The organism is Solibacillus sp. FSL R5-0691, assembly GCF_037974225.1.
Taxonomy (GTDB): Bacteria; Bacillota; Bacilli; order Bacillales_A; family Planococcaceae; genus Solibacillus.
In genome coordinates this window covers 1,839,621-1,852,485 of sequence record NZ_CP150231.1, presented here as the reverse complement: position 1 = coordinate 1,852,485, position 12,865 = coordinate 1,839,621, and the positions used below count along the sequence as shown (strand labels likewise).

Genomic DNA, 12,865 nt, shown 5'->3' with positions numbered 1-12,865 from the left:
TTAAGATAGTGATAGTTGACTATCATATTTTAGGAGGATGATTCTGATGTCTCGATTAACAGGTAAAGTGGCCATTATTACTGGTGCTGCTCAAGGTATGGGTGCTGCCCATGCAAAAGCATTTGTAGAACAAGGTGCAAAAGTAGTTTTAACAGATTTAAATGAAGAAAAAGGGAAAGCATTTGCTGCAGAGTTAGGGGAGAATGCGATCTTCATAAAACAAAACGTTACTTCAGAGGAAGATTGGACAACTGTTATCACAAAAGCTGAAGAAGCATTTGGTCCTGTGAACGTTTTAGTAAACAACGCTGGGATTTCAATGGCTAAAAACATGCTGGAAATGTCTTTAGATGAATACATGAAAATCGTCAATATTAACCAAGTTTCTGTATTTTTAGGTATGAAAGCAGTAGCAGCTTCAATGATGAAAGCTGGTGGCGGTTCAATCGTCAACATTTCTTCCATCAATGGCCTAGTTGGTGGTGCTGTAGGATATACAGATACGAAATTTGCTGTTCGAGGTATGACGAAAGCAGCGGCATTAAACTTGGCGCCAATGGGTATTCGTGTCAACTCAGTACACCCGGGTGTTATTGCAACTCCAATGATTATGCAGGAAGATGCAAAAGCTGCAATCGAAGAATTTGCAAAGCATATCCCACTTAAACGAGTATCACAACCGGAAGAAGTATCTCAATTAGTAGTCTTCCTAGCATCGGACGAGTCTAGCTACTCAACAGGTGCGGAGTTTGTCGTTGATGGCGGAATTACAGCACAATAATAGTTAAAAATAGCACTCCAACCGCAGAGAAGTAACGGTTGGAGTGCTGTTTTAATTTATTTTTTCGTTTTCTTAACTAACCATCTCTTATAGCTATATATCGTTATTGCTGCGAGCACAAGTACAATCAGGGTGATGACAATGACGAGTGTCCAAAATGAGCCTTCATCATCCTCATCAGAATTTGTCTCATCTTTTAAAGTATCCACGAGTGAATCTACATCGTTGGCAATTTTTTCGGTAGTGTCAGCTGCATTATCCTCTTCTTTCTTAGTCTCCGCAGGTGCATTTACTGCAAATGAAAATGAACCAGATAACGGATGCCCATCCTCGCTAATACTATCCCATTCGACTGTATAAGTGTCATTTGGAAGCGGATCAAGCATAATTCCGGATAGGACCCCATCATTTATAGAAATTGAATGAATATCCATTTCTTTCCCGTCGCTTGCTATTACTTTAAATATACTGCCTTCTTCAATCTTCCCTTCAAACGTCAAATCAATTGTTTTTATATTTTCGTTTACAGACTCACCTTCTGCAGGATTAGTTGATACCAAGTGTGTATGTGCGAATGCTCCCGGTACAAATAATAAAAATGTAGCAACAAACGATAACAATAATTGTTTCCTCAATAAAAAAACTTCCTTTCGATATTCATTTAGCAGTTCCCATTCCTGCAGAAAAAATAAAAATCTGCTGTAAATGGGATATTGGTTTTAGTATGGACAAAAAAATACAGAAATATTGTAAGCGAAAATATAAATGAAAGAACCGTAAAAATCATTAGTAAAAATGTCAGCAAAAAAATAATTCGGAATCCGAAAAAAATATTTGTAAAATATATCGGGAAATTTAAATATTTGGTAAAATGGTGGAACTTGAGTAAAAAAAGAGGGTGAAAGAATGAAGGTATTTCTAAAATTAGGTTGGTTTTTTAAAGAGCGAAAATACCAGTACATAGTCGGACTTCTAATGCTTGTATTAGTAGCGATCCTGCAGCTCGTCCCGCCGAAAATTATCGGCTTCACTATTGATGAAATCGGTGCAAGGACATTAACGAAAGCAGGCCTGTTCAAATGGCTCGCCATCATTATCGGTGTAGCAATTGCCATGTACATACTGCGTTACTACTGGCGTCAAATGATTTTCGGATCGTCCAACTTATTGGCGCGAACATTACGGGAAAAGCTCCATCGCCATTTTACACAGATGTCCCCATCGTTTTATCAAAAGAATCGGGTCGGTGATTTGATGGCACATGCAACAAATGATATAAGTGCAGTGCAGCAAACAGCTGGCGGCGGGGTGTTAACATTGTTTGACTCGCTTACAACAGGGGGCTTTGTCATTTTGGCCATGGCGATTACAATCGACTGGCGTCTGACATTAATTGCGCTCATTCCGATGCCGCTAGTCGCTTTATCGACGAGCTATTACGGCAAGCTTCTGCATGAGCGTTTCCGTCATGCCCAAGCGGCGTTTTCCGATTTAAACGATAAAACACAGGAAAGTATCAGCGGCATGAAAGTATTGAAAACCTTTGGTCAGCAACAGCAGGATGTAGCGGATTTTACGAAGCTTTCCGATGAAGTGGTGGAAAAAAATATGCGCGTTGCGAAAGTCGATTCACTATTTGATCCGACGATCAGCTTTGTAGTCGGATTGAGTTTTATGCTAAGTCTTGGATTTGGGACAAAATTTATTTTGGAAGAGGCAATGACTGTCGGGGATTTGGTAACCTTCACAACGTATTTAAGCATTCTGATCTGGCCAATGCTGGCAATTGGCATGCTGTTCAATATCGTTGAACGAGGCAGTGTTTCCTATGACCGGATCGAACGCATCTTAAATACTCCGATTGAAATCGATGACAAGGTTGGCGCAATCGAAGAAAATCCAACGGGTGACCTTCAATTCAATGTCACTTCATTTACATTCCCAGGAGATGCGGCGCCGACATTGAAAGATGTGCATTTTGAACTGAAACGCGGTGAAACTCTTGGAATCGTCGGTAAAACAGGTGCAGGGAAGACATCGATTTTAAAGCTGCTGTTACGTGAATTTGAAGGATACAAAGGAACAATTCAATTTGGGGATCACAATATAAATGATTATAAGAAAAGTTCTTTGCGACAGGCGATTGGTTATGTACCGCAAGATCATTTTTTATTCTCGGCAACACTTTATTCCAATATTGCCTTTGCCAACCCACTTGCAAGCATGCAGGAAGTTCGCGCAGCGGCAGCACTTGCAAATATTGATGAAGATATTATGAGCTTTACAGATGGCTATGACACAATCGTCGGAGAACGCGGCGTATCGCTTTCAGGTGGCCAGAAACAACGGATTTCCATTGCTAGGGCATTACTGATGAAACCTGAACTGCTTATTTTGGATGATTCTTTATCTGCGGTAGATGCACGTACGGAAGAAGCCATATTACATGCACTGAAAGAAGAACGTAAAAATGCGACAACAATTATTACATCACACCGTCTAAGTGCGATCCAGCAGGCACATATCATTATTGTTGTAGATGAAGGGACGATTATTGAAAAAGGTACACATGAACAGTTAATGGCACTGGAAGGCAGCTATTATGAAATGTACCAGTTGCAGCAACTTGAGCAGTTAGTGGAACAGGGGGGTGACCACGATGGCGAATGAGACGATTTCAAGTAAAGAACAGCGCCTCGTATTAAAGCGCCTCTTTACGTATTTAAAGCCACATAAAAAAATATTGGCTATTGCGCTGTTTCTTCTTGTTTTAACAGTACTCGGGGATATTATTGGACCGTATTTGATCAAAGTGTATATCGATGACCATTTGATGATCGGCAATTTTGATATGACCCCAATCGTGACACTCGGAGTCGGGTATTTTATTATTCAGTTGCTGAATGTTGTAATTACCTATTATCAAAATATTAAATTCCAGGAGCTTGCCCTAAAAGTCATTCAACAGCTGCGAATTGATGTGTTTTCAAAGATCCATCGACTGGGAATGCGTTATTTTGACCAGGTTCCGGCCGGCTCAATCGTATCCAGGGCAACAAATGATACGGAAGCGATTAAAGATATGTTCGTTTCGGTACTCATCAGCTTCGTGCAGGCGGCATTTTTAATAGTCGGTGTATATTTTGCGATGTTTTTCCTGAATGCAAAACTTGCCTTCTACATGCTGCTATTGCTGCCGGTCATTATGTATATTATTTGGCTTTACCGCAAAATGAGTTCGGTTGTGTATATGCGCATGCGGGAGAAACTAAGTGAACTTAATGCGAAACTTTCTGAAACATTATCAGGAATGAGCATCGTGCAGGCTTTCCGTCAAGAACCAAGGTTCAATGACGAATTTGACCGTGTCAATGAAGAGCACTTCCAGTCGATGATGGCCAACACGAAAATGAACAGTCTTCTGCTTCGTCCGATTATTGACTTAGTGTACTTTACAGCGATTGTTATTTTACTGTTTTATTTCGGTTGGACATCATTTGAAACAGCTGTGGAAGTCGGGGTTGTTTATGCGTTCATTACATATATGAACCGTTTCTTTGACCCGATCAACCAAGTAATGGAACGTCTTGCACTGTTCCAGCAGGCAATTGTAGCGGCTTCCCGTGTATTTGAGCTGATTGATAATGAAGAGCTCGAGCCAGCACAGCAAAACAAGCCTGTACACGTTTCAAAAGGGCTTATCGAGTTTAAAAATGTGTCGTTCAGCTATGATGGCAAGCAAGATGTACTGAAAAATATATCATTCACGGTCAATCCCGGGGAAACGGTTGCGTTAGTCGGGCATACCGGCAGCGGAAAAAGTTCCATTATTAATCTTTTGATGCGCTTTTATGAGTATCATCGCGGTGAAATATTAATTGACGGCCAATCGATCAAAGATTACGAACAGCAGGAACTACGTGAAAAGATGGGGCTTGTGCTGCAAGATCCGTTCCTGTTTTACGGAACGATTGATTCGAATATTCGTTTATACAATGAAAGTCTTACATTGCAGAAAGTAAAGGAAGCAGCGGAGTTTGTTCAGGCAAATGATTTTATTGAATCGCTTCCGGATGGATATGAAAGCCGTGTAACAGAGCGCGGTTCAACATTTTCAAGCGGACAGCGCCAATTGGTGGCATTTGCGCGGACAATTGCGACAAACCCGAAAATCCTTGTTCTCGATGAAGCAACGGCAGCGATTGATACCGAAACTGAAGTGGGCATTCAGCAGTCATTGGAAAAAATGCGTAAAGGCCGTACTACCATCGCAATCGCCCACAGACTTTCAACAATACAGGATGCCGAGCAAATATTAGTTTTGCATAAAGGTGAGATTGTCGAACGTGGAACACATCAACAGCTTATCGCACAAAAAGGGTTATATCACAAAATGTACTTACTGCAAAATGGTATAGTGGAATAATTTTAAGTGTGCTAGTAAGCTACAATTATTTACTTCTCAAATATGGACAACTATAATGAGAGTATCAAAAATTAGAAGGTGCACCAATGTCAGAACTAAAGAAGGGCGTCTTTTTAGCAATCGGCGCCTATTTAATGTGGGGGATCATTCCCCTGTACTGGAAGCAGCTGCAGCATGTCGGCAGTGTAGAAATATTAGTGGGTCGTGTCATTTGGTCCTTTGTATTCACCGTTTTGTTTGTGTTGCTGATCCGTCAGTACAAACAGATGATCGCAGATATCAAAATGCTATGGAAGAATAAGAAACAGTTTTTTTTACTGTTCGTAGCATCGGTATTTGTTTCGCTCAACTGGGGAATTTTCATTTGGGCAGTAAACAATGGACATTTACTGCAGACGAGTTTAGGTTACTATATTAATCCGCTTATATCCGTGTTGTTCGGTCTGATCTTTTTTAAAGAAAAAATTTCACGCGCAACTACAGTAGCAGTCATCATTGCGGCAATAGGGGTCGGATATCAGGCAGTATTAGGTGGGACGATTCCTTGGGTTTCACTTGCGCTTGCACTGACATTTGCTTTTTACGGTGTCATTAAAAAGCAGATTCCGCTCGATGCGACACGTGGTCTTGCAATCGAAACATTGTTCGTTTTACCGATTGCTGTCGCGATCTACATTTATTTAATGAGTACGTCGGAAATTGCCTTTATGCATGTAGACTGGAAAACGAATCTATTGTTGATGGGCGGAGGGATCGTGACTGCCTTGCCACTAGTCCTATTTGCAAAAAGTGCGCAAAAAATACCGCTTTATCTATTAGGTTTTATTCAATTCCTGGCACCTACGATCAGTCTAATGCTCGGCATTTTCTTATACAAAGAGCCTTTCACACTGACAGAATTTATCACGTTTATATGTATATGGCTTGCGGTATTCATCTTTTCGGCATCCAAAGTGCTCGAAGCGAGAAAACTTCATGCTGCGTACAATAAAGAGAATGAAGTTAAAGTATAATTAACAGATAAAAAAACGACCTTTCGCACATGCAAAAAGTCGTTTTTTTATTTTCATAACGGGAGCCTATCAAGTTTCATCCAATACGGAAGTAATAATATATCCCCCGGCATTATTACCGGAAACTTTGATGTTCTTTGATTCAAGTGTGTTAACGGATGTCTTGTTGTTGGTATACTGCACGAAATAAGTTGTATCATCTAAAGTCATTTTATAAAATTGCTTTTCTTTGAGATAAGCAATATATTCCTCAAATACGAAGTCATGCTGCTTCATCATCACGCTGTGGGGCAGTCCTATGTATCGGAAATGCCAAGGTTCATACTCTATCCCGGTAATGTCGACTTTATGTTTAGGATAACGAAGAATGTAGCCGAACTCAGCTGCGTGTTCTTCCATCCAGTTTCCTTCTTCCACATTTTCCATTTTGCCGACAGTAGAACCGATATCAATCGATAAGCCCGTCTGGTGTTCACTATAGCCGGCAGGCAGGGCATAATCGGCACCGTATTGTTCATAAAGCTGTTCCTGAAGTTTTCCGCTGCGATAAGCACTATTGATTATAAAATGTTCGATTCCATCGTTTGCAGCAGCATCGAATAATTGCTTGAGGGGTGGAATAGCCTGTTCTTCTAGAAAATACTCTGAATTGACGATCACATTATCCGCTATATCAGCTGGAATAGAGGCTAAATTGTTTGGTTCATTCTGCAATGCGATCTCCCGGTTAACAAGGACAAGATCTCCGTTTGAGACGGAGTACGATGCTAGTGAAAGCTGCTGAGGTAAGTCGGGAGCACCAACTTGTTCAGTCGCAAAAAAATGAAAGCCTATAACGGCAAAAATAAGTATAAAAATAATCTTTTTCATTAAATAACGCTCCTTCAATCTAAGCATAGCAAATATAACGGAATTTTGAAGGTTAAAATTGTGGAGATATTCCGAAGAACATAAAAAATAAGTAGTGCTGCTGATATTTGAATGGAATTATAAAAATAGAATCCATTTCAAACAATACAGGTAAAAGGGGCTTCTAATTGAATCACTTTAACTAATGAGGAATTATTGTTTTCTATCATTTATAGGCCTAGTTTTGCTTTTGGAATAATAAAAATCTACTTTTTCAATACTTGTAATATTAAAAATAATGAAGGGAAATTTTTATTATAAAATACATAAAAATACGCCATATACATAAAAATAAAATTTTTTTAAATAATAAAATTACAGAATATTCTTGAATTAAGTTTTTCCTTCTTTTATTTCCGTTTTCTAATTGTAACAAACGAATCTTTGTGCTATCGTTGCTTATTGAATGGTATGTGAAAGTTTTTACAATCGGGTATGAAATTTTCGAAAAAAATAATATTAAGTGATGGCAAAGGAGAGTTATTATGTCAGAAATGAATAATCAGCAGGTAGAAAAAGTGGCTGTTACACAAGAACAATTAGATGTTTTAGATCAGTTACTAAAGCCAGAGGTACAAGCTTCATTAACTACTTTAGTAGATAACTTACCAAAGTTGGCTGAAATGACTACATTATTAACAAAAACGTATGAATTTGCTACTAGTGTTGCAACTGATGAAACATTAAAAAATGATACAGTTGCTGCTGTAACAGAAATGGCCAGCCCAGTTGTTGGTACTGCTAAATCATTGGCACAAACAGCGATCGAAGCAAAAGACCGTGCTGAAGAAAGCAATGAAACAGTAGGCGTATTCGGCTTATTAAAAATGTTGAAAGACCCACAAGTGCAAGGGGCATTACGTTTTGCTAATGCATTTTTACAAGTAGCATCTGAACGCAAACAAATGAAATAATTTGTACAATCTAATTTTATTGGAGGATATTTAATATGGTAACTAAAGAAATCGTTATTTTAGGTGCTGGATTTGCTGGTGTATTGGCAGCACAAACAGCTCGTAAATATTTAAATAAAGACGAAGCGCGTATTACAGTCGTAAACCAATTCCCTACTCACCAAATCATTACAGAATTACACCGTTTAGCTGGCGGTACAATTTCTGAAGGTGCTGTTTCATTATCACTTGAAAAGATTTTCAAAGGTTATGACATCAACTTGGAAATCGCAAAAGTAAACAGCTTTGACGTAGAAAGTAAAAATGTAGTACTTTCAAACGGCAAAACATTACAATACGATACATTAGTAGTTGCTTTAGGTAGTCAAACTGGTTTCTTCGGAATCCCAGGCTTAGAGGAAAACTCTTTCGTATTAAAATCAGTTGATGAAGCTAATGCTATCCGCGAGCATATCGAAGCACGCATTAAAGCATACGCTACAACAAAAGACGAAGCGGATGCAACAATCGTAATCGGTGGTGGCGGTTTAACAGGTGTTGAGCTTGTTGGTGAAATCGTAGACCATTTCCCTAAAGTTGCTGAGAAATACGGTGTTAAATTTGAAGATCTTAAAATCAAATTAGTTGAAGCAGGTCCAAAAATCTTACCAGTATTCCCAGAAAACTTAATCGAACGTGCAACACAGTCATTAACGAAGCGCGGTGTAGAATTCATTACATCAACACCTGTAACTGGTGTTGAAGGCAATGTTATTCAACTGAAAGACCGTGAGCCAATCGTTGCAAACACATTAGTATGGACAGGCGGAGTTGCTCCACTTCCATTAGTAGCTGAATCAGGTTTAGCTGCAGATCGTGGTAAAGCAACGATCAATGACTTCCTGCAATCTACTTCACACCCTGAAGTATTTGTTATTGGTGATGCGTCTGCACATATTCCAAACCCGGGTGACCGCCCAACTTATGCACCAACTGCTCAAGTAGCATGGCAGCAAGGTGAAACTGCAGGTTACAACATTTTTGCACAAATTAAAGGTGCTGACTTAAAAGAATTCAAATTTACTAACTCAGGTACTTTAGGTTCTTTAGGCCGCAAAGACGGTATTGCAACAATTGGGGCAAACAATACTCAATTAGTAGGTTTACCGGCTTCATTAATGAAAGAAGCTTCAAATATCCGCTATATGACTCATATTAAAGCGTTATTTGGTCTAGCATATTAATATTCGACAAGACATATCCGAAAGTCACTTTCTTTCGGATATGTCTTTTTATTTTTGCAAAAAACAACAAATTTTAACAAATAACTATTATAATGGTAGTAAATGTTGTCGGAGAGGTGTGAAGATGAAAGATTTTGATCCAATGAATTCATTATTTATTTTAAATGAACAGCAGCTCGAACAATTTAAACAACTTGAACATTATGACTACTTTTTCCATTTAATCCGCCATGACTTTGCACATCTGGCTTTTGTAAAATACAGTGTTAGTGATATTTTGGTTTACTTTTATTTCGATGAAGAGCCGGTCATCAATTCCGAGCATGCGCTCATTTTTCTGATTCGCCATTTTCTATTGAATGAAGTATTAATCAGCTCAAAATTTAAACGTTTGAAAAAAGCAACGGTTGGGTCGTATACGAATGCTTTAATGGCCTCTGTAATGACCGTCAATCTGTTCTTGGACTATTTCCGTGAAGTTTTTAAATCAATACAAAAAGAACAATATGATCTCTATATGAAATTTGAAAACAGTTCGAAGCAATTATTTCATGACCGCTTCTATGAATACGAACATTACCCTAAAAAACTTGTCCAAATCGAAACAACAATTATAAAAAGTTTGCGTGATTTCCTGACAGCCAATGATACAAAATATGACGAAGCTCAACAAAAAGTCATTCGTTTTATGGATCAGTTTTCAATTATTAAACGTGAACTGTACGAACCGTTATCTTTGAAAAAGTAGGAGGTGGCTATAAAATGGGGGATCAACTAAAGTCATTACAGCTTGACCATTATCGTTCACAAAAATTTACATCAATCGATGCACAGTATGAAGCCTATATAGCATTGTTAAAATCATTAGTTGAAGAGGGAAACATCGAAAGCATAAATGCTTTCCTTCGTTTTGATAGTGAACCTTTTATTTTAGCGAATAGAAATATGAAAATTTTGCAAATGCTATTGGACACTGAACAATATTTCAAAGAAAATTTAAAAGGTTGTTTGGCAAGTCTCTATTTGGTAATAGGACATTGCTATTATTTCAGTATTGATTTTGAGCAGGCAAAGAAATACTACCGGCTTGCGAGCAGTTTGGCATTGGAAGATGAAAATTATTCATTGCTGTCACTCGCGATGAATAACTATTACGCAACACAAATGGATGAATTACCCAAAGATATTTTTTGGGAAATCAGCAAGATACCTGCCGTTTTTTTGAAGATGGGAAACCCTGATGATGAAAAGTTCATGTTGGTCCGTTTTATCACACATATTGAATTGTCTCTGCAAATGGGGAAAATGGATTATGCGAAAAAGTTATTCGATGATTATTTTGAAGAGTACCCGTTCGAAAAGTTTTCCCGAATCGATTTGCATGTCCGTGTATTAAGGGGAAAGATTCTTTTTAAAAACGGCCGCTATGAATGTGCAATAGAAGTATTGCATGAGGTGCTCCTGCTCTGTATGAAAGCTAATAGCCATAAGGATCTTGTGCAGGAATGCTATAAATATATTACCCAGGCATATAAGCTGATAAATGAAGAAACGCTCCTGAAAAAGATGGAGCAGTACCAAGCGCGTTTTTACCGCAAAATAGAAACAGATAAACGCTATATGGAAAAATATATTAAAACGTCAACAACGAACCAATTTGAATTGGACAAAAGTTTTATATCGCCATTACAGCAGTTTCAGCTCGCGGGTACATATTTATTAAACTCAACAAATGATACAGGGTATACGCTCGTATTAGTTGATTGTAAAGTGGTAGAAAACAAAAAAGAAAAATTAAATGATATTATTCATTTAATCAATGATGAAATGATGAGTGAGATGAAAGAGGTCATCATTACAAGCACCCGTGTTGATGAATCAACAATCGGCTATATTATTCAGCTATCGGAAAAATGTACAGATACGTTATGCGAAAAGGTATTTTATAAAATCCGGGAACATTACCCAAAAAACGACAGCGTACTGGAAGCCATCTATTTTGCATCGGTAAATAATAAAGAAAACAATTTACCGAGCTATCAAAAATGCCTTGATTTAGCATATGCATATATTTATTATGAAATTTACAAATAGAAATCAACAGTAAAATACGAAATATTCAAAAATCTCTTTCGTATTTGAATGACTACCTTTAAAATAAGAGTAGTACATCAAGGAGGTAGTGCCATGTTAGTGAAACAAAGATATATAAAGAAGAAAGATGTAAGTTTTGTAAAAGAGACGGATGCCATTAAAGACGTACTCGGTCAGCTAAATGACAATGGTTATAGATGCATCCCGGTATTGGATGAAGCGGGTGAAAAATTCGTCGGAAATATTTATAAAGTCGAGTTACTCGAGTATAAGTTAAAAGATGGCGACACGAAAGCACCTGTTAAAGCACTTACTGAAGAACCGGATGCATTTGTACACGAAAACAGTTCTTTTTTTGAAGTGTTCCATTCAATTAAACAATTGCCTTATTTGGCGGTTGTAGATACGAAAGGGAACTTTGCCGGCATATTACCTCATTCAAAAGTATTTGAGCTGCTGGAAGAAGCGTGGGGCTACCGTACAGGAAGCTGTGCAATTACAATTGCATTGCCGGACACGGACGGTATTTTAATCAGAGTACTGACGGCGGTAAAAAAGGTATGGCCGCTGCATTGTGTGTTCTCTCTTGATGATGATACAACTTATTTGCGCCGAGTGGTTATTACTCTGGCAAAAGGTGCGAAACAATCAACAGTGGACGAGCTGGAAGCCGCCATCTTAAAACAAGGTGCCCGCATAATTGATTTGGAAGTATTTGATAAAGACAACTTTTAGTCCTGAAGCGATTCGTTCATTAGAGCGAATCGCTTTTTTTATAAAATGTGTACTAATACAGAATTAACGAAAAATAAGAGGGTTTTGAGTGATGTATATCGAAAAGTATATAGAAAGGGGTATGCCGGAAAGGAGTACACAAATGTTTATCCAAATAAATGAAGAGAAAATCGAATTTACTAAAGTAGAGATAATTGTACTAGAACAGGGAATCACCGACCTATTTGAGAGTTTTGATAAAAAAACGCTTGGCGAACTGACAAAACAGAAAAAGTATGAGCATTTAAAGAACTTTGTTGAAGAACAAAAGCACTTAAAGAATGTACCGGCCGGTGCAGCAATAAAATCCTTAAAAGAAGAAGGGAATCATACTTACAGACAATTTTTGAATAATTACGGTGACCTGACTTACTCCCGTTTTGTCGTCAGTGGTGACGAGGATTTATTGAAACGACGAGGCATTTATACGATCATCGCAAATAATGAACTGAAATTTTGCGGTGTGTGTGCAAGAACATTTAAAGAGCGTTTTAATCAGCATATCGGCAACATATATGCAAAAGGTTGCTACCGGGATGGAACGTCTACACATTGTCATGTTAACGCAAATATAACAAAGCTTTTGCAGACAAGCGATGTTCATTTTGCCATCTATCCTATGGAGAATGTAAAGGCGATGAACAAACTGAAAAATGCCATTGTGAAACGGTTCGAACCAGAATGGAATTTACGTTCCAACAGAGAGGTTTTTGAATTAACATCAACATAAT

12 protein-coding genes are annotated in these 12,865 nt (G+C 38.1%); 10 read left to right on the top strand and 2 right to left on the bottom strand.

Annotated features, from left to right (window positions below; all coding sequences use genetic code 11):
* Nucleotides 1-46: 46 nt before the first annotated feature.
* Nucleotides 47-781 (top strand): glucose 1-dehydrogenase, encoded by a 735-nt coding sequence (locus tag MKY51_RS09115; protein WP_339171169.1) that lies wholly within the window; start codon nt 47-49, stop codon nt 779-781.
* Between the two features lie 56 nt (nt 782-837).
* On the opposite strand, the gene MKY51_RS09110 is transcribed toward MKY51_RS09115, so the two are convergent.
* A complete protein-coding gene (locus MKY51_RS09110; protein WP_339171167.1) occupies nt 838-1,416 on the bottom strand; it encodes a copper resistance protein CopC in 579 nt (192 codons plus the stop codon).
* 271 nt (nt 1,417-1,687) lie between these two features.
* Here MKY51_RS09110 and MKY51_RS09105 point away from each other — a divergent pair, with 271 nt between their 5' ends.
* The 3 genes from MKY51_RS09105 to rarD all read left to right on the top strand — a co-directional run bounded on the left by MKY51_RS09105 (nt 1,688) and on the right by rarD (nt 6,220).
* On the top strand, nt 1,688-3,451 hold the full coding sequence (locus MKY51_RS09105) for an ABC transporter transmembrane domain-containing protein (RefSeq protein WP_339171164.1): 1,764 nt from the start codon (nt 1,688-1,690) through the stop codon (nt 3,449-3,451).
* Nucleotides 3,441-5,207 (top strand): ABC transporter ATP-binding protein, encoded by a 1,767-nt coding sequence (locus MKY51_RS09100; protein WP_339171161.1) that lies wholly within the window; start codon nt 3,441-3,443, stop codon nt 5,205-5,207. Before MKY51_RS09105 ends, MKY51_RS09100 begins: the two co-directional genes overlap by 11 nt.
* Nucleotides 5,208-5,293: 86 nt before the next feature.
* Nucleotides 5,294-6,220 carry an EamA family transporter RarD gene (gene rarD / locus MKY51_RS09095; protein WP_339171158.1) on the top strand — a complete coding sequence of 309 codons (927 nt, stop codon included), beginning with the start codon at nt 5,294-5,296 and terminating at the stop codon, nt 6,218-6,220.
* Nucleotides 6,221-6,289: 69 nt separating this feature from the next.
* On the opposite strand, the gene MKY51_RS09090 is transcribed toward rarD, so the two are convergent.
* Nucleotides 6,290-7,090 (bottom strand): M15 family metallopeptidase, encoded by an 801-nt coding sequence (locus tag MKY51_RS09090; RefSeq protein WP_339171155.1) that lies wholly within the window; start codon nt 7,088-7,090, stop codon nt 6,290-6,292.
* Nucleotides 7,091-7,614: 524 nt separating this feature from the next.
* On the opposite strand from MKY51_RS09090, the gene MKY51_RS09085 reads away from it, so the two are divergent.
* From MKY51_RS09085 to MKY51_RS09060, 6 genes are all read left to right on the top strand, one after another.
* Nucleotides 7,615-8,043, top strand: coding sequence for a DUF1641 domain-containing protein (locus tag MKY51_RS09085; RefSeq protein ID WP_339171152.1), 429 nt, complete (start codon nt 7,615-7,617; stop codon nt 8,041-8,043).
* A gap of 35 nt (nt 8,044-8,078) precedes the next feature.
* Nucleotides 8,079-9,266, top strand: a complete 1,188-nt coding sequence (locus tag MKY51_RS09080) for an NAD(P)/FAD-dependent oxidoreductase (protein WP_339171149.1) — start codon at nt 8,079-8,081, stop codon at nt 9,264-9,266.
* Nucleotides 9,267-9,390: 124 nt separating this feature from the next.
* Nucleotides 9,391-10,014 (top strand): serine protease, encoded by a 624-nt coding sequence (locus MKY51_RS09075; protein ID WP_339171147.1) that lies wholly within the window; start codon nt 9,391-9,393, stop codon nt 10,012-10,014.
* Nucleotides 10,015-10,028: 14 nt separating this feature from the next.
* Nucleotides 10,029-11,360, top strand: coding sequence for a dehydrogenase (locus MKY51_RS09070; protein WP_339171144.1), 1,332 nt, complete (start codon nt 10,029-10,031; stop codon nt 11,358-11,360).
* Nucleotides 11,361-11,453: 93 nt separating this feature from the next.
* On the top strand, nt 11,454-12,095 hold the full coding sequence (gene cbpA, locus MKY51_RS09065; protein WP_339171141.1) for a cyclic di-AMP binding protein CbpA: 642 nt from the start codon (nt 11,454-11,456) through the stop codon (nt 12,093-12,095).
* A gap of 142 nt (nt 12,096-12,237) precedes the next feature.
* A complete protein-coding gene (locus MKY51_RS09060; protein WP_339171139.1) occupies nt 12,238-12,864 on the top strand; it encodes a hypothetical protein in 627 nt (208 codons plus the stop codon).
* The last annotated feature ends 1 nt before the right edge of the window (nt 12,865 follow it).

What these genes read in the sequence shown, in the direction of transcription:
- MKY51_RS09115 (WP_339171169.1), top strand. Translation starts at nt 47, where the DNA reads ATGTCTCGATTAACAGGTAAAGTGGCCATTATTACTGGTGCTGCTCAA.
- MKY51_RS09105 (WP_339171164.1), top strand. Translation starts at nt 1,688, where the DNA reads ATGAAGGTATTTCTAAAATTAGGTTGGTTTTTTAAAGAGCGAAAATAC.
- MKY51_RS09100 (WP_339171161.1), top strand. Translation starts at nt 3,441, where the DNA reads ATGGCGAATGAGACGATTTCAAGTAAAGAACAGCGCCTCGTATTAAAG.
- rarD (WP_339171158.1), top strand. Translation starts at nt 5,294, where the DNA reads ATGTCAGAACTAAAGAAGGGCGTCTTTTTAGCAATCGGCGCCTATTTA.
- MKY51_RS09090 (WP_339171155.1), bottom strand. Translation starts at nt 7,090, where the DNA reads ATGAAAAAGATTATTTTTATACTTATTTTTGCCGTTATAGGCTTTCAT.
- MKY51_RS09085 (WP_339171152.1), top strand. Translation starts at nt 7,615, where the DNA reads ATGTCAGAAATGAATAATCAGCAGGTAGAAAAAGTGGCTGTTACACAA.
- MKY51_RS09080 (WP_339171149.1), top strand. Translation starts at nt 8,079, where the DNA reads ATGGTAACTAAAGAAATCGTTATTTTAGGTGCTGGATTTGCTGGTGTA.
- MKY51_RS09075 (WP_339171147.1), top strand. Translation starts at nt 9,391, where the DNA reads ATGAAAGATTTTGATCCAATGAATTCATTATTTATTTTAAATGAACAG.
- MKY51_RS09070 (WP_339171144.1), top strand. Translation starts at nt 10,029, where the DNA reads ATGGGGGATCAACTAAAGTCATTACAGCTTGACCATTATCGTTCACAA.
- cbpA (WP_339171141.1), top strand. Translation starts at nt 11,454, where the DNA reads ATGTTAGTGAAACAAAGATATATAAAGAAGAAAGATGTAAGTTTTGTA.
- MKY51_RS09060 (WP_339171139.1), top strand. Translation starts at nt 12,238, where the DNA reads ATGTTTATCCAAATAAATGAAGAGAAAATCGAATTTACTAAAGTAGAG.